Origin of the sequence: Nostoc sp. UHCC 0251, from assembly GCF_034932245.1 — a bacterium.
In the GTDB taxonomy this organism is placed as follows: Bacteria; Cyanobacteriota; Cyanobacteriia; order Cyanobacteriales; family Nostocaceae; genus Nostoc.
In genome coordinates this window covers 1-20,750 of the sequence record NZ_JAYGHD010000065.1, presented here as the reverse complement: position 1 = coordinate 20,750, position 20,750 = coordinate 1, and the positions used below count along the sequence as shown (strand labels likewise).

Sequence of the window (20,750 nt, the reverse complement as noted above, 5' to 3'; positions counted from 1 at the left end):
GATCGCTAATATAATTATCTAGGCCAAAAACAAATTCTAAACTAGCGTGTAATTCTGGCTCTAAGGTAATACCACGATTGTGCAACTCTCTAATAGCAAAGTGGAGTTCATAGCTATGTTCCCAGACTTGCTCCACAGTGAAAAAATTCTTGGCAACTTGAGGAGGTTGGTGTTGTGCTGCATCGGTTGGTAACACCGTAGCAAATAAAGAGTCAGTTTCCTGCTGCAACAATTGCAGCAATGATTGAGTTGTCATCTCAAACTTAATCGGTGTTGCCGCCCAACTAGCGAAATCTGGTGCTAAACGTACAACCTTTTGCAACACTTCCTCATTCATCCACACAATCATTGGAAATGGATGGCGTTTGCGAAATTCATCACGAATATGATTGATAGAGCTAAGTAGATCATCGAGTCCATCTACTGACTCTAAACCCAAAATCATCAACGCTGATGGCGGATTGTCTTCTGTTAGCAGTTGTAAATGAATACTTGTGTAAAGGCTTCTAGCATTATGCGACAGAACTACCTTTTGAATTCGGTGTGCTTCTGAAGAGAGTTCTTCGAGTCGTTGCAGCATTTGCTCTTGCAAAACTCGATAATTGCAGCACACCAAAACCAGTGAGAATTGACCATTAGAAAGGGCAATTGCTCTCCCTAAACTCCGCAAAGCGCGTTCGTTAGCTGCTCTTATATCTGCTTGTGGGTGTCGTTCAACCATGATTTAAATTTTTCCGTCTCTGCTAAAACTGGGTTGACGGCAAACCAAGCTCCCTGATGATCGCGGTATTCAAATACAAATAAACTTCGTAATAAAGTGTGGTATTGTATATCACCTCTAACTCTTTGCTGTTGCACCACCTGAAAGATTAGTTCCCACTCATGAGGATCAATGGCGTTGGCTCGGTAATCCCGTTGTCTTTGGATTACCAATTCGACACAATCCCGCTCAAAGGGTGGATCTTGTTCTCGCAGACAGTCAAACAGTAACCCTAGTAAGTCGCGTACATGACCACCACTAATCAGGCACAATCGATCTAAGGTTTCCAAACTATCAAACACCTCTGTAATTAAGCCTAACCGATCGCTAGGCAGAATGTCTGGAAAAGCTCTAGCTAGAACCATTTGCTGCATCATTGCTAGCCCTTGAGTGAAAATCTCCCCAGAGCGTAGACGTACAGGTATCATTGGCAACATCTTTGGTGCGACTCCTCCCCCTAAACGATGCTGAAGTTCGGCGCTATCGTTGGAGAAAGTCAGGGCTAAGGGAATAGTGTAGACTACATGACAATTTAATTTGCGTAACTGTTCACCCCGCTCAATAAATAAGTATTCTGGTAGCGATCGCCCCGATGGTAAAGGTCGAATTGCAACTCTATCCAAGTTATCAACAATGACTACCAGTCCTTTTTTACCCCTGGCTTTCAGTTCCTTGTTGGCACGTTCTAGCAATTCTTGATTAATTGACTGTAAAATATTTGCTGTTCGCGGTTCTAGATAATCTCTTAACCGCCGCCGCAATTGGGGACTTTCTTTAGCTTTAGTTGTAATTTTGGCAATCCCTACAGACAACTCTGCTTCTACCCCAAGCTCAATTGGCGTTTGCAGAAAATCCACAAGTTCACCAAACAACTTGGTAAAGTAGATAGGTTTGAGCCTAATTTTCATTGCTTCTAGGCTTTGACTCACTTGGCCTGCGATCGCTAACAAAATATCAGTCACATCCACATCTGCCATTTCTAAGACATGGGTAGACTCAAAGTAAACTACATGAAATTGCTGCACTTCTAACTCAGCTTTGAGGCGCAACAACTCCGTTGATTTTCCACAGCCAAGATGTCCTGTAAACAGCTGACAAGTTGGGACATCCGGCGATATTCGAGCGATCGTGCGCTGCAAAGCCTCAATAATTTTACCACCCCGCACCGCAGCAAAATCGATATAGTACCTGCGATCGCTGGCATTTCCTATGATTAGAGGTCTGCTGGGATTGCAAGCCTGATAAAATCTTTCTAAATCTAGGAGCATAACTAATCGAGTTCACTCAGGAATAGGGATGACAAAATTTGCTGGCTAAATATATTGGTTTTAGGGAATTGATCCCTTAATTTAAGTACATTTCACCCAAACTACTAACTAAACTAGCAACATTTCGGATGATTGTTCATATATAGGTTAGATGTAGCACATTGAAATCCTGGTATTTGATTTTAAGTAAGCAAAAATTCTAGTATAAGTATAATTAAGAAAAATATCTAATATTTAATAAGCTACTCTTATGAATATTAAAAATATCTGATAGAAAAAAAGGTACTGTTGAGTACAATTTTGCAGTCTTTTTGAATATGAGTTCTGTTACAGTAATTTTCAGGTTATTAAACCATACTCTAGGGGCGCATAATTATGCCAGTTATGCATTGGTGTAAAATGGCTGCCGCCTCGTTTATTTTATTAGCGGCAGCAGCCCAATGAGGCGCATTTCCTGATTAAATCCCTGAAAAAAAGTCTTTTTTCTCGTATTTTGTCTGAATATCGTTCCTAAATAAACATAATCTTAGTGACGCAAATCATGATTTGAATGAAAATTATGATTTTGTTCACGATAGCTTCTGCATTCAGGTTGACAACCTCTGAAGTAGCTACAAATAGTACAGGCGACAATTCGCTTACCTTTAACAAGTGGATTTTGCCCCGTGTGTTTGAGATAGTAGCTGGATTTAAACCATGCTGTACTGCTGAACTGGTAAAGAAGTAATCTACAGCCCCATTGAGTATAAAATTATACGGTCGTGCAGCTTATCAGGCAAAATATGCTTCAGCATAGCTCCAATTTTGGCATCTTGTCCAACAAGATAGCGTGTCTTTGGCTGCTTTGCAGTGAGCGCATGGACAACAGCCTGAGCGACAATATCCGCAGAAATTCCCTTAGATGCGATAATCTGCATTTTCTTGCGGACAATATTCATCGCCTGTCCGTAGAGATTGTGTGCCGTTTGTGGTAGTTCCTGCTGTGCGATTTCAGATTGACTTAGGGACTTTTCCCAGATTGGGGTAGCGATGGAACCAGGTTCAATAATTGAAACCGAGATTCCCCAAGGGCGTAACTCCATCCGCATAACATCAGTGAGTGCAACGAGCGCAAATTTGGACGCATTGTAAGCTCCCAGGAACGGCGTCGGGCTTCTACCAGCAATGGAACCCATATTGACAATTCGGCCCCGATTTTGGCGTAATAGACCAAGAAATGCTTGTGTCACTGCTAATTGTCCGGTGACATTAACCTGCATCTGGTGTTGAAATTCTGCGATCGCTAATAATTCTAAGGGGCCTGGGATAGCAACTCCGGCATTATTTACTAAACCTAAAATTCCAGCACCACCGACTGCATTTGTTACCTTATCAACCGCAGCTGCGATCGATTCAGCGTCAGTAACATCTAAAAAAATCGGAATGAGCCTTTGTGACCCTTTCTGTTTAAGTGTTTGAGCATCACTATCTTGACGCACGCCAGCAAAAACAGAGAAACCCAACTGGTCTAAAAGCAAAGCACACGCTTGGCCAATTCCTGTTGACGCTCCTGTAACTACTACTGTACGTTGATTTCCTGTAACCATTAACTCTCTCCGTATTATGATGAAATTACTGAAATTACGAATTACGTTAGCGTTCGCGTAGCGTCTCGTAGAGAAGCGGTAGCAAGTCTTCTCCCTTGGCGCTAGCCTCTCCCTTTGGGAGAAGAGGAGACGCCAAAGGCGCGAGCGTCATTACGAATTACGTTAGCGACGCGCAAAGCGAGTCATCGAGCGTCATTACGAATTACGAATTACGCATTAGTATCAATCTCTGCAAGTACCAGCGCGAAGACAATCTTCGGTTTGGTCATCTCTAGCCGATATTTGCCACGGAAATTTATCTGACTGAGAATTTGGGCTGTAAACAACTAGAGGAGTTATTGTGAGAAGTTGGTTTTCGACAATTGACACGCCACTACTAGAAGTATTGCCTAGTTGAGCATTGTATAAATAAATAGGCAATGCCATCAGTCCAATGCAAATTGTCCTATTCATAAAACCTCAGCTAAAAATTTCCGATTGCGCTATGTATAGATCCCATCTTGATGAACCGGATTTTCAAAACTGAGTATTATATATTGATGTTGTGTCAATTTACTCAGTGTTAGTAGCCGCAGAGACGTTATTTTTAGATTATTGGTTCCACCTTTTTTGGTTAGGCATTGCCTACAATATGGCTTCCTACTAACTTATGCAGATGCAACCCCAAAAAACAGGACAAAAAACCCACAGCATTCAAAAACATATCTTGCTAGCTGCATTCCCCGGATAAAATAATGAAGAGTGCTGAGTCACCGAAATGGTCGATGACCTACAAAGAAAAGAATACAAGCCCATAAATAAATTTAGGGGATTGTTAATTTTGAATTTTGAATTTTGAATTCGGAGCGAAGCGACGTGACGACCTCACAAGATGTAGATACTGTAAACGTTCCCAACATCGATCCAGAAGGATATGGCAACTCAGACACTGATCCTCTTGATGATCTGCCAGGTGAAGTCGAAATGTCCCTTTTCGACCACCTAGAAGAGTTGCGGCAGCGCATTTTTTATTCGCTGATTGCTGTAGCGGTGGGGATTATCGGCTGTTTTTTTGCCGTTAAACCAATTGTCCAGCTACTTGAGGTTCCTGCACAAGGAGTAAAATTTCTCCAACTTGCACCCGGAGAATATTTCTTTGTCTCCCTGAAAGTTGCAGCCTACACTGGCATCATACTTACTAGTCCTTTCATTCTTTACCAGATTATCCAGTTTGTGCTTCCAGGGCTGACTCGCCGTGAACGTCGGATATTGGGGCCTGTGGTTTTGGGTTCGAGTCTGCTGTTTGGAGCGGGGTTAGTATTTGCCTATTTACTCCTTATCCCCGCAGCTTTGAATTTTTTCATCAGCTACGGAGCAGATGTAGTTGAACAAATTTGGTCAATTGATAAATATTTTGAATTTGTGCTGCTACTGTTATTCAGCACTGGTTTAGCATTTCAAATTCCCATCATCCAACTGTTGCTCGGTAATTTGAACATTGTCTCTTCTCAACGAATGGTTTCTGGTTGGCGTTACGTAATTATGGGAGCAGTAGTTTTAGGAGCAGTGCTTACACCTTCGACTGATCCTCTAACTCAAAGTCTTTTAGCGGGAGCCGTTTTAGGGCTTTATTTCGGCGGTGTTGGACTGGTGAAGCTTACAGGTAAATAACATTTGGAATAAGTAATAGAGAATAGGTAAAAAATTTTAATCCAAGCGTTGGCTTACCAGTTATACATAAGTCAGAATTGAATTCTGGCAACTGATGCCAATATTTATTTTTTGTTAAGTTACGAAGCGTTTAGCACGTTTATGCTCATACATGAGTTTGTCAGCCTCTTCTAGCAATTGTTCTAGTGAAACGTTTTCATTTAAAGCACATTGGGTAGCACCAATACTTATGGATAGTTGATACGAGTAATTATGCTCTTGATTAAAGCGATCAATATTTACTTGCAATCGAGGATAAAATTCATCTGTATTTTGAGAGCAGACAGGAATAAATATGACAAACTCATCTCCTCCTAGACGGGCAATAATATCCGAATCACGGAAAGATTGCTTTAGTAATTGGGCTGTGTCAACGAGCATTTTGTCTCCGATTTCATGCCCTAGAGAATCATTAATCTGCTTTAGACCATCTAAATCAACAAACAAAAGACAGCAGAACATTGGTGTGCGTTGGGCAATTTTGAATTGCTGATTTGCCAGCCAAAAGAAACCACGGCGATTATATAGTCCTGTCAATTCATCAGTTAAAGATAGCTGCCTTACCTCTGCTTCAGCCTTCAGGCGTTCCTGAATTTCATGCTCTAGGCGTTGATTTTGCTCAATAAGTTGTTGATGTTGCTGTTTGATGAGCAACTGGTTTCTGACTCGCATTAGCACTTCAAGTTCTTGAAATGGCTTAGTGATATAGTCTTGTCCACCTAATTCAAAAGCCTGCACTTTATCATTAATTTGGTCAAGGGCACTAATAAAAATAATCGGAATTTGATCTGTTTTTTTTGATGCTTTCAACTGTTGACAAACCTCATAGCCATTCATTTCGGGCATATTAATGTCAAGCAGAATCAGATCCGGCGGATGTCGTTCGGCGGCTTGTAATGCCATTCTCCCGTTAATGGATTTACGGATGATGTAACCCTGCAACTCTAATATTTTGGCTAACAACCGTAGATTATCGGGGGTATCGTCCACGACGAGGATATTCGTTTCCGAAGGGGATTTAAGTAAATTAGCCATCATCTTTTTACTGAGTTTGAGTGAGATTTGCGTTCTGCGCTTCGCAGCAGCGCTTCGCTATCGCTTCCAACTCGAAGTTCTCCACTAGATATTTCAGAGCATTGGCGAGAACTTGCTCCTGGTTGGGAATTTGAGCGATGAGATTGTAGAGTTCGGCATCGTTGAGATCCAAAGCTGCTTGATGCGCCTGAATAATCCACTCTGGCGACATTACCTGTAAATCTTTGGCTGTTAGGGATTTCTGAAGTAAATTTTGCTGGTCTAACCCCGGTAAAGCTTTTTCGCGGTAGCAGTAGCGGACTCTTAAGTAGTGTGCAATCTTCTCAAATAAGATAGCTTCTATAAATGGTTTGTTGATATGGTCGTTACAGCCTGCTTGAATGCTGGTGGTGTAGTCTTCCTCAAAGGCATAAGCCGTCACCGCAATAATCACCACGTCTTTACCTGTTTCCCCCGCTCGAATTTGTCGGGTAGTTTCGTAGCCATCCACCACGGGCATTTGAATGTCCATTAAAATCAGGTGGGGGTGCCATTTTTCCCAAAGAGCGATCGCTTCATTTCCGTTCTCAGCAGCATAGACCTCGAACCCAACTGATTCCAATAGCCTGATGAGCAACTGACGATTTTCTTGAAAGTCTTCCACCACCAAAATGCGATAAGTGGGTTGTCCCGGTTCCAGACCGATAACAGTGCGAGTCGTTTCTGGCGCGATGATATCTGCTGAGTTGCCCAGACTCAGTAAAACCTCACAAATAAAAGTTGACCCCTGATTTAGGGTGCTTCGCACTGTAATATCACCACCCATTAAACGGGCAAACTGACGGCTAATAGATAAGCCTAAACCTGTCCCTTGAGTATGACGACCTCGTTCTGTTTGCATAAAGGCTGCAAACACAGTTTCCATATCAGACTGAGCGATACCACACCCAGTATCTTCAACTTCGATATGAAGGGTGATGATTGGTTTGGAATCATTGGTATCTGTTGAATCAAGTGAGTTGATGCTGGATACTCTCCCGGTCAAAGTTTCTAATCGCAGACTGACATTGCCTGTTGTTGTAAATTTGATCGCATTGCTTAATAGGTTGAGCAGAATTTGGCGCAGTTTTGATTCGTCACCATACACATAGCGAGGAACGCTGGTATGCTGTTCTGTTTTCAAATCAATTCCTTTCTCTAAAGCTTTGAGGGCAACCATATCTCTGATGGAGTGGATTAGTTGATGCAAATCGAAACTATTTTCTGTTAGCTGTAACTGACCTGCTTCAATTTTGGACATTTCCAGCACATCGTTGATCAAGGTTAATAAGTGTTCTCCACTGCGGCTAATGATGTCTAAATCTTCTTGAAACTCAGATGGAATCTTGTCGCTGCGGTTCATCAACTGAGTAAATCCCAAAATGGCATTGAGAGGAGTCCGCAGTTCGTGGCTCATTTTAGCGAGGAACTGGCTTTTGGCACGGTTGGCGATCGCGGCTTGTTCTGCCGCTTGTTCTAGGGCTATCTGGGAAAACTCCAGCAGTGCCAACATCAGCGTATTTCGCATCTCACTAGCGGCTTCTAGTTCGGTCATTTCCCAAGGCAAGGAAGTTTCTCTCACGGTTTCCTTCCACAGTTCAAACGACTTTCGGGGACACAATTCCATCTCTCCAATTTCATTGATTTTCACCATATCTTGGGGGTTGCCGGCCCAATTCACTGTCTGGATTTGTTCTGATCGAAACCAGATAATGTGGTAAGACTTTTGTTTAACATGATTGAATAAAATTGAAATTGCAAGGATGCCGCTAGCTTGATCTTTAAATGCCTTCGCTTCTGAATATAAAAGTGAGAGGGAATTGGTAGCAAAGACTTGTTCCCCCTGATGTTGCACCAACCACGTCACTAAATCCTGCACTTGGGTAATCGATGGCGTTTGACCAACTAATGTCAGATGGCCGTCAAGTGAAATCGCTGCTCCTTGAGCATGAACTAGCTCCAGTAATTGAAAAGTATTTCGGCTCAACACTTGCTCAATAAAATTGGACTCTTGCAATAATGTCTGTTGCAGTTCATTCTGAATTTTTTTCACCCGTGTTCGGTAAAAATGCAATTCTTGTTCTTGCTTATGCACCAGTTCAATCGAGGCAAACTGTCCTAAAAATTCACAGGCTTTGCGAGTTTCATAATCCACTAGTTTCGGGCTGGAGTGGTGACAGGCAATTAATCCCCAGAGGTGTTTGTCGTTGAGTAACGAAATCGTCATCGACCCAGCAACCCCCATATTCTGTAAGTATTCAATGTGATAGTGAGACACTCCTCGTAACAGAGAATTACTCAGATTGAGGGGTGTATCCGTCAGAGGATGGTTGCTGGGAATCAGGGGGATAGGGGTGTAATTGACATCGGGAATGAATCGTATCAACTTGTGGCAAAACAACTTGCGGGCTGGCGCGGGAATATCTGTCGCCATATAGTGCAGTCCCAAGTAGCTTTCTAGATGCCTCTGTTTCTGCTCCGCAATCACCACACCACTGTCGTCTGCCTTAAAACGGTAGATCATAACTCGATCAAACCCAGTCATTGCTTTCACATCTTTGGCAAGGGTTTGAGCCATATTTTTCAGGTTAGTGGCATTACGGAGATTAGCGATCGCCCCTTGTAGGCGGTGATAAAACTGGGTTGAATGGATTCTGTTGCTGGATTGCTGAGGTTCTAGTTCCAGGATTAACCCATTTACCATCCGGTACATTACACCTGTAAATGTTTGATTTTTCCGTTGCCAATCAGTCTGGGCAACCCTCCGCCGGGTTTTTAGTTGAAACGGATTGCAAAGCTCCAGGTTATCTTGAGCTAGATACCCAGCAAGTCGTTGCACTTGATCGCCAGAAAACAATCGTTGCAATGGTTGACCCAGCAATGCTTCTGCCGAAATCCCAAAAAACTGTTCCACATTTTCACTAATCTGCAAGATTCTCAGGTGTGGCTCTTGCAGCATCAGCAAAATTCCATGCGGCTGAATATAGCCTGGAGCATACACCGATTCATCACTGCACACTTCTAAAGCCGTTAGTACTGAAGGGGTGAGTGAGGAGAGTGAGATCGGATTTGGGGACTGCATAGCTAAGATAAGCGGTTTTAGAAATCAAAAAGTTGTGAATATTAAGTTAAAAATTCAGACAAGGAGAATTGCCTGAAATCAGTTCAATTGGCTCTTGCCAGAGAGGGGAAAAGGAAGAAAAACTTGGTTATAATATCCATTCGGAAGAACGTTCACCCAAATCTAGAGGAATGCTAACAGCTTTGCCGAGTCGGGGGCGATCGCGTGTTTGGGTGATAAATGTTTGTACTTGTGTTGACCCACCCAAGGCATGAAGATAATTAGCAATGGTGTCAAGATGCTCTTGGTACTCCGCCTCGCTCAACGGAAAAGAAGCTTGCTCCAAGTATTTCCACATTACTTGCAAAAATATCTTTCCCTGTGCCCGCCGGAACTGGACATCGTAAGAGTATCCCCACTTATCAAGCAACATCTGGCGTAATTCCTGTCCTGTCATAGCTTTTCTCAATCAGATTTTACATTTAGTTATGATGTTAAGTTCCGTGACTCCAGTATGATAAGGATATAAAGAAATGTAATGCTAACAGAAAAGATGCTTTTTATATCTTGGAACAAAGAAGTATGGCATCGTTGTGAGCGCTAGCATTTCGACTTAGACAAGAGTTCCTCAAGTACAGTACTTTTGTCAAAATGCTTAACAAAATACACAAAGAGCGCGTAGATTATGGCTCAATTTTCTGAATCAGCAGACGTGCCCGATATGGGGCGTCGTCAGTTCATGAATCTGCTCACTTTTGGGACTGTCACTGGAGTAGCTCTGGGTGCATTGTATCCCGTTGTCAACTACTTTATTCCACCCGCAACCGGTGGTGCTGGTGGTGGTACAACAGCAAAAGACGAGCTAGGTAACGATGTTAGCGTCGCTAAATTTCTAGAAAACCGGAATGCAGGCGATCGCAACCTAGTCCAAGGGCTAAAGGGAGATCCTACCTATATTGTGGTAGACAGCAAAGAAGCGATCAAAGATTATGGCATTAACGCCATCTGCACCCACTTAGGTTGTGTTGTCCCCTGGAACGTTGCAGAGAACAAGTTTAAGTGTCCTTGTCATGGTTCCCAGTATGACGAAACTGGTAAGGTTATTCGCGGCCCAGCGCCCCTGTCTTTACCTTTGGCTCATACCAATGTAGCCAACGATAAAATCGTTTTGACCCCTTGGACTGAAACCGACTTCCGCACTGGCGATCCAGCTTGGTGGGCTTAATCAGTGCTGAGTGCTGAGTAAGGGAGTGAGGGAGATGAGGGAGATGAGGGAGAAATAACCCATGCCCAATGCCCAATGCCCAATGCCTAATGCCCAATGACTAATGACTAATTCAATCGTTGCCCTTATTAGAGATGAGAAATGTTTTCTTAAGAGCGAGGTTAACTCGCAGCACTAGAGCGATTGTCAAAACATTGCTCATAGCGATCGCTACTGTGACATTTTACTTCACCAGCGACCTAGCCCTTCCCCAATCAGCTGCCGCCTATCCCTTTTGGGCACAGCAAACCTATCCCGAAACCCCCCGCGAACCAACAGGGCGGATTGTTTGTGCCAACTGTCACCTAGCAGCCAAGCCGGCAGAAGTGGAAGTTCCCCAATCGGTGCTACCTGACACTGTATTCAAAGCTGTGGTGAAAATCCCTTACGATCTGAGCGCCCAGCAAGTTGGTGCCGATGGTTCTAAGGTCGGCTTGAATGTCGGTGCTGTACTGATGCTACCTGAAGGCTTTAAGATTGCTCCCGAAGACCGTCTTTCCGAGGAACTTAAAGAAGAAGTTGGCGACACTCCCTTCCAATCCTACAGCGAAGACAAAGAAAACGTCGTCATCGTCGGCCCTTTACCAGGTGAACAGTATCAGGAAATCGTCTTCCCTGTTCTTTCTCCCAACCCCGCAACCGATAAAAACATCCACTTCGGTAAATATTCAGTTCACTTAGGTGCTAACCGAGGACGCGGACAAGTTTATCCGACTGGCGAAAAGAGCAACAACAATGTTTACAATGCTTCCGCTACTGGCACAATTACCAAGATTGCCAAAGAGGAAGATGGAGACGGTAACGTTAAATATCTAGTCAACATCCAACCTGAATCTGGTGATGTTGTAATTGATACGATTCCTTTAGGGCCAGAACTGATGGTTTCCGAAGGGCAAGCAGTCAAGACTGGTGATGCTTTGACTAGCAACCCAAATGTAGGTGGATTCGGTCAAAAAGATGCAGAAATCGTATTGCAAGACGCTTCTAGAGTTCAATGGATGATTGCGTTCATCGCTCTTGTAATGTTAGCCCAAGTTATGCTTGTGCTGAAGAAGAAGCAGGTTGAGAAAGTTCAAGCTGCTGAGATGAATTTCTAAATTCTTTGCTAAATCATTACTTGTAGGACAGGCAATATGCCTGTCTTTTTTAACGTTAGTTACACCAAATTTAGAAATTTGGGACTTATACAAATTGCTGTACGCCTACCAACATATTTATATCATTATTAAAGGCTATTAACTGCTAGTAAACTTTATGAACTCAATCATGGTTATTCATCCCTATAAGTTTGGCGAGATGTGGGTGTTTGACGATGGAAATGTAGGTCTAGTTAGAGAACCTTTCGTGGCAGGGGCAGACGAAATTATCGAAAGAATGGTGGCACAGGTTCCAGATGCAGAGTCAGGGTTCAGTTTGATATTTTCTGCATCTCCCTTTCCTGGCTATCAGATCAAGTTTGACTGGCGGCGTGAAGAATATGGAGGTAACTGGTATTACAGTGCAGATTTAGATCGGGAAGGATGGCTTTGCCCTGCTCTATTTAAGTATTTCGATAAGGCTCCCAAAGAGTTTTACGCTCAGTTCAAAGCAAAAATAAACCAATAATGTTAATGAAGCTGATGAAGATGAGGGCATTAATTATGATGAGTCTTTTCCTCGACTTTTTAATTAACGATGCTATGCAAAACCCTTCTGAACTAATTCCTTATACTCAAGAAATGAGCGATGAGATGGATGATTTACTAGCTGATGTAGTTATAGATTAATGTCTACGACGGGCTACGCTTACGCAATCTAGAATTTTTGGTGATTTCTCAACCTCCCAGTTATGGCGATCGCATTTTGAGCGATATTATTAAACTTAGCCCTAGTTGAGTTGAGGGATTTGCCCATGACAGCCTCAGTAGAGTATATCCCCGTTACCCCAATTGAGTACCCAGATGAGGACGGTAAGCCAATGGCTGAAGGAGATATCCAGTTCAGTTACTTGACTTATGTAATAAATGCGCTAGGGATTCATTTTCAAAATCACCCAGATGTATACGTCGCGGGTAATCTATTTATTTACTACGAAAAAAATTATCCAGAATCGGTTGTCGCTCCAGATGTATTTGTGGTGTTTGGAGTGGAAAACCGTGACAGGCGCTCTTACAAAACCTGGGAAGAAAATAATCAAACCCCAGATTTTGTTCTAGAGATTACCTCAAAAACCACCCGCAGCAAAGACCAAGGTGCAAAGAAAGGAATTTACGCCTTTTTGGGAGTGAGTGAATATTTTCAATATGACCCCACAGGCGATTATCTCAATCCCCAACTCCAGGGTTTACACTTGGTCGATGGGAATTATTTTCCAGTGGCAGCTAATACCCTGCCAGATGGTACAGTGTCCCTACCCAGTGAAGTTTTGGGGCTAGAGTTACGCTTGGAGGCGGGAAAACTGCGTTTTTATAATCCAGCTACGGGTCAAACACTGCTAACTCATGAAGAGGAAGCAACTGCACGACAAGCCGCAGAAGAAAAAGCGCAAAGATTAGCTGCTAAACTCCGAGAATTAAATATTGATCCAGATAGCCTTTAGCAAAATCCGGCAGTGTTAATAAAATAATCGGGTGAGTATGATTTACCCACCCTAATTATGCTTACTGAATTAGACAATAATCTCAAAGTTCTCCATTAATCTTGCGCCTGATGATTTCCATTTGAGCTTGCATATCAGCTTCTGTCACAGGCATGGGATACTTGGGAGAATTAGGGTCGCGTTTGCTCATTAAAAAACGTAGAGCTTCAATATCTTCACGGTTTTCTACGACATAAGCTCTCAATTCTGTAAAACTCATTTGCTCATAATTCGGGTTCATTGACAAACTCCCATTCGCCATTGCGATAAACAATGATTTGCAGTTCATCCGCAGATAAAATGTAAATTTCTCCGATTTTGTCGTCAAATCGAAATAAGCGGATGTCTTTGTAAAGATTTGACAGCATTTGACAAACCCGTACACAGGCTAAGGCTTGCTCTGTTGTTGGAAAAATAAACGAATGCTCCTCACTACTAATATAGGGTGAGCAATGCCCACCCTACTGCTGTTGATTATTTTTTGTGAGACTATAGCGGACGATAGACGCGATAGTTGATTTCAGGGAAGATATTATCCATTAACTCGACTTTTTCCAGCCAACCACTGTCAACCTTGCCGACTTTAACATCTTCGTAGAGCTTATTGAACCGCATCAGGTGCGATCGCGTCCGTCTAACCGCATAGGGTACCATTGTTCCCGTCCGCATAATAAATGCCCAGTCAGAAGATTGTGCTAATAATAATTCCCGCGCCGCTTGGTTAAGCGCTTTCCACTGCAATTCATCCTCTGGTTCCAAGTGCGAGATTTCAATCATCCGTTCAGCAGCTTTATGCAAATGCGGATAAACCCACGCGTTCGTTTCATTCAACCAATACTCGTGGAAACCTTTGAAACCCCAACTCGACTGCGAAGGACGACAGACTTGCTGAGTCGGCTGATCGCGCAAATAGTCTGCCAAATGGGTCATTTGATATGTTTTTTGGTCATACCATGACTTGCGGAATAGGTAATCAATGAACCAGGGGCCTTCATACCACCAATGTCCAAATAACTCTGCGTCATAAGGCGAAACGATAATTGGCGGGCGCTGCATTATACCATAGAGATGCTCAGATTGCTGCTCTCTGTTATACATAAAGTTAGCAGCGTGTTCTGCGGCCTTTTCCCTAGCCCAATAAGGATCGTAGAGTGCCTTATCTGATAGGCCTAAGCCACGCCCAGTAATTTTGTGATACTTAATACCCGTGTTCTTTCTCTGACCATTGGGCATGATGTATGGTTTGATATACTCATATTCTGCTTCCCAGCCCAAATCTTTGTAAAATTCTCGATATTCCGCCGCCCCAGGATAGCCCACTTCAGAAGACCATACCTGTTGGGAAGATTCATGATCTCGACCAAAGACAGCAACACCAGTTTCTGTATAAATTGGGGCATAAGTGCCAAAGCGCGGACGGGGACGGGCGTAAAGAATGCCATGCCCATCAGTGAGGAAGTAGCGTAACCCAGCATCGGCTAGCATCCGATCTAAACCTTCATAGTAAGCGCATTCCGGCAGCCAAATGCCTCTGGGTGCTTTTCCAAAGGTTTGCTCGTAATGTTCGCAAGCTACCTGAATTTGCGCCCAGACTGCTTCTGGATACATTTTCATCAACGGCAAATAGCCGTGAGTAGCGCCGCAAGTGATGATTTCTAGGTTGTTACTGTCTTGGAACTGCTTAAAAGCTGTCACCAAGTCACCTTGATTGCGTTCCCATAGCTGACGCGCTTCTTTAAACTCAGTAATGTAATGTTCGGCTAAATAACGAAGATGCCCGTTATTGACATTATGTTCTGCTTCTAGTTCTATAAGTTCTTCTAGTTGGGTCAAGTGCGCGTCATAGCGTTCTTGCAGCAGAGGATCACGAAGCATTGACACTAGAGGTGGTGTCATACTCATCGTGATTTTAAAGTCGATACCGTCTCGCTTTAAGCCTTCAAATACTTTCAATAATGGAATGTAGGTTTCTGTGATGGCTTCATAGAGCCATTCTTCCTCCAGCACGTAGTCACTTTCCGGGTGACGAACGAAGGGTAGATGTGCGTGGAGTACAAGCGCGACGTAGCCGATAGCCATAGTGATTTTGGGGTGATACTTGTAAGTTGAAGGTCGAGAGGTTTGGCTGAAATTAACAATATTTTAAGACTTTATGGGGATCGTAAGAATAGTTTTCAATTGAGTTAATTACAGTGCTTGTGAGGACACAACATTTGTTATGCCTCCATCGCCTTTTGTTGTTAACTAGTTGTAAAATTTGCCTATTTGTTTATTGTATAATCTTGCACTGAAAATATTTACTCCGGTTCAAGACCTTTGGCTCGTAAGCATTCTGTCAATTTTTCCGCTAACTCACCTCAAAATTCAAGGTGCATTAGCCTACGGCGTAACACACCCTACTTCAAGTTTATATTTCTTCATATACATTGAATTTTGCTCGCCGACTTACTCAATTGCGGGTTTGCTTCTTCTTCTGGCAATATTCTGGGTTAAAGTGCATTTCTGTGGGAGACTCACGTTGGTTTAAAAAAACGTCATTTATAACTGAGTCTTCTGAGAAATCTGGCAGTATTTTTGACTTTCTAAGTTGGGTTTGTACTGACTCTGCCCTTTGCCTAGTTTGGTGGTGCAGCTGAGTTTGATGAGCGATGGCTACGGTGGTCACGTAGCTCTGTCGTACCCCTCCGGGGTAGCAAGCTACGCGTAGCGTCTCGTAGAGAAGTGCGGGCTACGCCTACGCCAAAATTATATAAAAAAACGTTGAACTCGAACGCCAAAACCTGGTAACAGTGGTGATGTGATTTCGTCATCAGCCAACAAGGTTGCGATCAGTTTTAATTGGGCAGTTTCTCTGCGATAAACTTCTAGCTGCTGTAATTGCCAATTTGCAATCCAGTATTCTTGCACTCCTGTGGATGAGTATAGTTTCAGCTTCGCTTCTCGATCTCGACGTTCGTTAGTTGTCCCAGGAGAAAGCACTTCTACAATCAATTCTGGCGCTCCTCTCAAATGCCCTTCGTCATCTAGCAATTGTGCTAAACGCTCACGACTAATCCAAACTACATCGGGTATAACATTATCGGCATCTGTAAAAATTATACCGGGAGTTTGACGGGTTTCCCCCAGCCCACTAGAGCGACACAAAATTTGTAATTCTAAGCATATATTGCCCGCAGTCCCTTGATGTTTCCAGTGAGGCGCTCTAGTCACAAATAGTTCTCCATCAACAATTTCATAGCGCTTCCATTCGTCAGTTTGGAGTAATTCTAAGTCTGAGGTTGTCCAACGGACTTGATCAGATATTGTTTGGTTCATAGCATTATTTTCCTATACCTGGTTTAGAGATAAAATTCTATTTTTAGAATATTTTCTCAGGATCAATACCTGCGGCTCGTAAGCGTTCTGCCAAGATTGCAGCCCGTTGACGTTCTTGTTGTAGTTGTTGATTTGCTTGTTCTAGTTGTTGGTTTAGCTGCTGTAACTGTTGCTTTGATTCTTCCTCTGGCAACATCACCATCTGTCCATCTGGTGTAAAAAACCGTAATTTGCCCAAATATACTGCCAAATACAGCCCTAACTGCTGACTCCACAACCAACCGGACTCAGTGGGTACAAGGTCTTGATATTGCCCATCAACTAAGTGAAATCCCTGTAATTCTAGGTTATTTGGGTCAAACCAAAAGTAATCTGGAGTGCGAAATGTATTTTGGTAAATTTGCTTTTTTAAACCTTTATCAACCGAGGCAGTGGAATTAGATAATAGCTCAATAATCACATTGGGGTATTTGCCGTCTTCTTGCCACACAACCCAGCTTTTGCGGTCTTTTTTCTCTGTATCTAAAACCACAAAGAAATCCGGCCCTCGAAATTCTTCTGATTTTTTTTGATTGGGACTGAAATAGATTGTCAGGTTGCCGGTAGCATAAAAATCCTGACGATCGCGCCACCACCATTTAATCAAGCGGATGAGTAAATCTATTTGTTCGCGGTGTAAGTCAGATTCCAAGGGGGGTTCGTCACTATAGATATCACCTGGTGGGAAAATTATACTCTCAGTGACATCTTTTAAACTAGGGGTGGCAGCAAGGGGCTGAGACATAGAAGATAGTTTTTATGTTTGTATCTATGCTATCGTGACCAACCTTTGCACAGAAGTGCGCTCACACTCCTTTATTCTTCATCCCGATATAACTCTTGCAAGTCTTGTAACTGAGTCTTGCGAGAAATCCGGCGATATTTTTTACTTTCTAACTTGGGTTCGTATTGACTCTGCCCTTTGCCTTTGCTTTTGCTTTTTAACTTCATGGTAGATTCTGGATCGGCTTGTTGGTGCAGCTGAGTTTGATGAGCGATCGCAGCATCCAAAAATTCTAAATAATGTTCATATCGTTCCCACTCTCCCCGCACCACGCACTCAGGCTCATCTCGATGCAGACAATCACTAAACCGACAGCTAGCAACTGCTAACCGCTTTCTGGCTTCTGGGAAATAATGGATTAATTCTTCTGGGTTACAATCCATGTCTGGCTGATTAAAGCCGGGAGTGTCTGCTAACAAACCACCGTTAGGCAACTCAAATAATTCTATATGGCGAGTGGTATGACGACCACGAGCCAGTTTGCCAGAAACTTCTCCCACTCGCAACTGAAGAGAGTCAATCAGCGTATTAATCAGGCTGGATTTGCCAACGCCGGAAGGCCCAGCAATTACAGTAACTTTATTGCTTAAATACTTAGCTGCTTGATCAGTATTTATCCCATCCTTGACGCTGATAAATATTGGTTGGTAGCCCCAACCAAGGAGGCGATCGCTAATTTGCTGCTGTTCCTGCGGTGAAATTAAATCACTTTTATTCAAGCATAAAAGCACATCCAAGCCAGTAGACTCAGCCTTAATCAGAAACCGACTCAGCTGATAAGGTTCCAAAGGCGGATCAGCAACGGCAAATACCAATAGGATTTGGTTAACATTAGCGATCGCCGGACGATCTAATTCGCTGTGACGGGGTAAGACATCAGCGATCGCACCCCGTCCCCCAGCCCAATCTGGTTCTTCTACCACAACGCGATCGCCTACCATCACCTGTTGCCCAATTTTTTTCAGGCGTGTTCGGCGAGTACAGAGGAGGAGATGAGGGGGATGGGGAAGATGAGGAGGATCTTGCTCCCTCATCTCCCTTATCTCCCTCATCTCCTCATCCTTTTCATCCAGCTGTACTCGGTAAAAATTAGCCTGCACGGCTAGCACCGTACCCAATAACTGCCCAGTTTCGACAAAATTTTCCCCTGTCATTGGCCAGTAAATGGACGGCGTACTAACAGTGAAAAATAACTAGTGCAGTCTGTAACTTGTTCCACCTGATAACCTGCCATTGTCAGACTATCAGGAACCTGCTCAATCGGCTCACCAGGGTCTAGCCAGACTTCTAACAAACCTCCCAATGGCATTTTCTCCAGACGTAGTTTTGTCCGCACAAAATTAATTGGGCAAGGGGTGCCGCGTAAATCAAGTTGAGCATCGGGAGTTAAAAGAGAAGAGGGCTTCATTACTTAAATAAATTTCCCAAGAATCCTTCTAGACCGCCTTTACCAGTACGATCTCCCTTAATTTTAGCCAGCTTCTCCAACAGTTCCCTCTCCTCAGGGGTGACCTTGGTGGGAATATCAATTAATACTGTCAGCATATGATCCCCTCGGCTAACGGGATTACCCAAACGAGGTACACCGCGATTTTCTAACTTCATCACCGTATTGGGCTGGGTTCCAGCCGGAATGATCAGTTCCACTGGCCCATCTACCGTATCTACCTCTAACCGACAACCTAAAATCGCTTGCAGATAGCTAAGTTTAATTTCAGAGAGAATATTAATGCCATCCCGCTGGAATTCCTCGTCCTCATTCACGAACAAGTAAACGTACAAATCCCCAGGAGGGCCACTACGTTGACCAGCATCCCCTTCACTTGAAATCCGCAAGCGTGTGCCATTATCCACCCCCGCTGGAATGGTAATTTTGAGTTTCTTTGTGACTTGATTTGCGCCCTTACCATCACAGGCATCACACTTATCTTCAATTACCATCCCTGTCCCATTACAGGTGGGACAAGTTGAGACTTGGGTGAAACTGCCAAAAGGTGTTCTGGTGACACGGCGGACTTGACCCGAACCAGTACAAGTAGAACAAGTGCGGGGGCGGGTTCCAGGTTTAGCACCAGAACCGCTACAGACTTCACAATTTTCTAAATGGGAAATGCGAATTTCTTTTTCCCCGCCAAATACCGCTTCCCGAAAGTCTAGCTTCAGGTCTAGCCGCAGGTCATCACCTCTAGCAGGCCCACTGCGCCGTCTTTGTTGCGTGGGATTACCCATACCGCCAGCAAAGCCGCTAAAAATGCTTTCAAAAATATCGGCAAAACCGCCCATATCGCCGACATCTTGGAAGCCAGCGCCAGCACCTGACACACCCTCTGGACCAAAGCGATCGTAACGAGCGCGGGTTTCTGGCTCTGAGAGTACCTCATAAGCGCGGTTAATTTCTTTAAAGCGATCCTCCGCCCCCGGTTCTTTGTTCACATCTGGGTGATACTTCCGGGCTAAACGACGATAGGCTTGTTTGATTTCTTCTTTGTCGGTGTCACGAGAGACACCCAGGATTTCATAATAGTCGCGGGCCATATAGCAAAGGTAAAAGTTAGAAGGAAGAAAGCAGAAGGCAGTAGAACGTCAAGGGCATTTGCTACCTTACAGAAAAGTGTTTTGCTTACAGAGATGCAAGAGCAACACATTATCCTTTAGAGAGCGGCTTGCCGGAGGTTAGGCAAAAGATAAAATTAATTTTTGTTAATAACTGATTTTACCCTTTACCCTTTACAAAAATCACCGACAAATCTTGAGCAACAGGTGCTTTCCTCGTGGGAGACGACAAAAGCTATAGAAATTAGGAGCAGGGGAAGCCTCTGCTCAGACTTCTCACTGCCGAGTCGGCTGTCTCTTTTACAATTGTGCTACTTAGGAGAGGAAAACCCCGCCCATCAACCAGAGGGGCTAGCCGCACCATTAGGTGTGGAAAACCACCCATATGCTTTGGATTACATCTGAGAACTGGCATACTGCCTAGCCCAAAGTAATTTGCTTCTACAATCTAGCAAACCGCTGGGGTCTTGTGAAACTTCGCTAAATTTATAATCAATATATTTAGATATATTAAAGCGCCTTAATAAAAATCTGCAACTTAGGGGAGTGGGGATGAGGAGCAGGGGAGGCAGGGGAGGCAGAGGAGGCAGGGGGAGATGAGGGAGATGAGGGGACAAGGAGAATAACCATGCTCAATTCCCAATGCCCAATGCCCAATGCTCAATTCCCAATGCCCAATGCCCAATGCTCAATGCCCAATGCTCAATTCCCAATGCCCAATGCCCAATGCCCAATGCCCAATGCCCAATGCCCAATGCCCA

Annotated in this window: 21 protein-coding genes and 1 pseudogene; 7 read left to right on the top strand and 15 right to left on the bottom strand. The window is 43.6% G+C overall.

Annotation, left to right across the window (positions count from 1 at the left end):
- The 4 genes and pseudogenes from VB740_RS10450 to VB740_RS10435 form a co-directional block, all read right to left on the bottom strand.
- Nucleotides 1-721, bottom strand: a pseudogene (locus tag VB740_RS10450) (hypothetical protein); the annotation flags it as partial.
- Complete coding sequence (locus VB740_RS10445) at nucleotides 691-2,028, bottom strand: P-loop NTPase fold protein (RefSeq protein ID WP_323199954.1); 1,338 nt, start codon at nucleotides 2,026-2,028, stop codon at nucleotides 691-693. The pseudogene VB740_RS10450 and the gene VB740_RS10445, both read right to left, overlap by 31 nt.
- Before the next feature lie 728 nt (nucleotides 2,029-2,756).
- Entirely contained in the window at nucleotides 2,757-3,614 is an 858-nt protein-coding gene (locus VB740_RS10440) for an SDR family NAD(P)-dependent oxidoreductase (protein ID WP_323199953.1), read from the bottom strand.
- Between the two features lie 222 nt (nucleotides 3,615-3,836).
- Entirely contained in the window at nucleotides 3,837-4,067 is a 231-nt protein-coding gene (locus VB740_RS10435; protein ID WP_323199952.1) for a hypothetical protein, read from the bottom strand.
- A 402-nt stretch (nucleotides 4,068-4,469) separates the two neighbouring features.
- On the opposite strand from VB740_RS10435, the gene tatC reads away from it, so the two are divergent.
- A complete protein-coding gene (tatC, locus tag VB740_RS10430; RefSeq protein ID WP_323199951.1) occupies nucleotides 4,470-5,264 on the top strand; it encodes a twin-arginine translocase subunit TatC in 795 nt (264 codons plus the stop codon).
- Between the two features lie 114 nt (nucleotides 5,265-5,378).
- Here tatC and VB740_RS10425 read toward each other — a convergent pair whose 3' ends face one another.
- The 3 genes from VB740_RS10425 to VB740_RS10415 all read right to left on the bottom strand — a co-directional run bounded on the left by VB740_RS10425 (nucleotide 5,379) and on the right by VB740_RS10415 (nucleotide 9,874).
- Nucleotides 5,379-6,341 carry a diguanylate cyclase gene (locus VB740_RS10425; RefSeq protein WP_323199950.1) on the bottom strand — a complete coding sequence of 321 codons (963 nt, stop codon included), beginning with the start codon at nucleotides 6,339-6,341 and terminating at the stop codon, nucleotides 5,379-5,381.
- A 4-nt stretch (nucleotides 6,342-6,345) separates the two neighbouring features.
- A complete protein-coding gene (locus VB740_RS10420; protein ID WP_323199949.1) occupies nucleotides 6,346-9,438 on the bottom strand; it encodes an ATP-binding protein in 3,093 nt (1,030 codons plus the stop codon).
- A 127-nt stretch (nucleotides 9,439-9,565) separates the two neighbouring features.
- Nucleotides 9,566-9,874, bottom strand: a complete 309-nt coding sequence (locus VB740_RS10415; protein ID WP_323199948.1) for a DUF3067 family protein — start codon at nucleotides 9,872-9,874, stop codon at nucleotides 9,566-9,568.
- A 228-nt stretch (nucleotides 9,875-10,102) separates the two neighbouring features.
- Here VB740_RS10415 and petC point away from each other — a divergent pair, with 228 nt between their 5' ends.
- From petC to VB740_RS10390, 5 genes are all read left to right on the top strand, one after another.
- On the top strand, nucleotides 10,103-10,642 hold the full coding sequence (gene petC / locus VB740_RS10410; protein WP_323199947.1) for a cytochrome b6-f complex iron-sulfur subunit: 540 nt from the start codon (nucleotides 10,103-10,105) through the stop codon (nucleotides 10,640-10,642).
- Nucleotides 10,643-10,776: 134 nt separating this feature from the next.
- On the top strand, nucleotides 10,777-11,778 hold the full coding sequence (gene petA, locus VB740_RS10405) for a cytochrome f (RefSeq protein ID WP_323199946.1): 1,002 nt from the start codon (nucleotides 10,777-10,779) through the stop codon (nucleotides 11,776-11,778).
- 157 nt (nucleotides 11,779-11,935) lie between these two features.
- Nucleotides 11,936-12,286, top strand: a complete 351-nt coding sequence (locus VB740_RS10400) for a DUF6717 family protein (protein WP_323199945.1) — start codon at nucleotides 11,936-11,938, stop codon at nucleotides 12,284-12,286.
- Between the two features lie 35 nt (nucleotides 12,287-12,321).
- The gene (locus VB740_RS10395; protein ID WP_323199944.1) at nucleotides 12,322-12,447 is read left to right on the top strand and encodes a hypothetical protein; all 126 of its coding nucleotides are present in this window, start codon (nucleotides 12,322-12,324) and stop codon (nucleotides 12,445-12,447) included.
- A gap of 125 nt (nucleotides 12,448-12,572) precedes the next feature.
- Nucleotides 12,573-13,259, top strand: coding sequence for a Uma2 family endonuclease (locus tag VB740_RS10390; protein ID WP_323199943.1), 687 nt, complete (start codon nucleotides 12,573-12,575; stop codon nucleotides 13,257-13,259).
- 82 nt (nucleotides 13,260-13,341) lie between these two features.
- On the opposite strand, the gene VB740_RS10385 is transcribed toward VB740_RS10390, so the two are convergent.
- The 8 genes from VB740_RS10385 to dnaJ all read right to left on the bottom strand — a co-directional run bounded on the left by VB740_RS10385 (nucleotide 13,342) and on the right by dnaJ (nucleotide 19,971).
- A complete protein-coding gene (locus tag VB740_RS10385; RefSeq protein WP_109011583.1) occupies nucleotides 13,342-13,539 on the bottom strand; it encodes a DUF6887 family protein in 198 nt (65 codons plus the stop codon).
- On the bottom strand, nucleotides 13,523-13,714 hold the full coding sequence (locus tag VB740_RS10380) for a DUF6888 family protein (RefSeq protein ID WP_416289601.1): 192 nt from the start codon (nucleotides 13,712-13,714) through the stop codon (nucleotides 13,523-13,525). The genes VB740_RS10385 and VB740_RS10380 overlap by 17 nt, the downstream gene beginning before the upstream one ends.
- 73 nt (nucleotides 13,715-13,787) lie before the next feature.
- Complete coding sequence (locus tag VB740_RS10375) at nucleotides 13,788-15,377, bottom strand: glycoside hydrolase family 57 protein (protein ID WP_323199942.1); 1,590 nt, start codon at nucleotides 15,375-15,377, stop codon at nucleotides 13,788-13,790.
- A gap of 666 nt (nucleotides 15,378-16,043) precedes the next feature.
- On the bottom strand, nucleotides 16,044-16,613 hold the full coding sequence (locus VB740_RS10370; protein ID WP_323199941.1) for a Uma2 family endonuclease: 570 nt from the start codon (nucleotides 16,611-16,613) through the stop codon (nucleotides 16,044-16,046).
- 43 nt (nucleotides 16,614-16,656) lie between these two features.
- Complete coding sequence (locus VB740_RS10365) at nucleotides 16,657-17,397, bottom strand: Uma2 family endonuclease (RefSeq protein ID WP_323199940.1); 741 nt, start codon at nucleotides 17,395-17,397, stop codon at nucleotides 16,657-16,659.
- Nucleotides 17,398-17,468: 71 nt separating this feature from the next.
- Nucleotides 17,469-18,590 (bottom strand): small ribosomal subunit biogenesis GTPase RsgA, encoded by a 1,122-nt coding sequence (rsgA, locus tag VB740_RS10360; protein ID WP_323199939.1) that lies wholly within the window; start codon nucleotides 18,588-18,590, stop codon nucleotides 17,469-17,471.
- Complete coding sequence (locus tag VB740_RS10355; RefSeq protein WP_323199938.1) at nucleotides 18,587-18,844, bottom strand: sulfurtransferase TusA family protein; 258 nt, start codon at nucleotides 18,842-18,844, stop codon at nucleotides 18,587-18,589. The genes rsgA and VB740_RS10355 overlap by 4 nt, the downstream gene beginning before the upstream one ends.
- A complete protein-coding gene (gene dnaJ / locus VB740_RS10350) occupies nucleotides 18,844-19,971 on the bottom strand; it encodes a molecular chaperone DnaJ (RefSeq protein WP_323199937.1) in 1,128 nt (375 codons plus the stop codon). The genes VB740_RS10355 and dnaJ overlap by 1 nt, the downstream gene beginning before the upstream one ends.
- Nucleotides 19,972-20,133: 162 nt before the next feature.
- On the opposite strand from dnaJ, the gene VB740_RS10345 reads away from it, so the two are divergent.
- Nucleotides 20,134-20,394 (top strand): hypothetical protein, encoded by a 261-nt coding sequence (locus tag VB740_RS10345; RefSeq protein ID WP_323199936.1) that lies wholly within the window; start codon nucleotides 20,134-20,136, stop codon nucleotides 20,392-20,394.
- The last annotated feature ends 356 nt before the right edge of the window (nucleotides 20,395-20,750 follow it).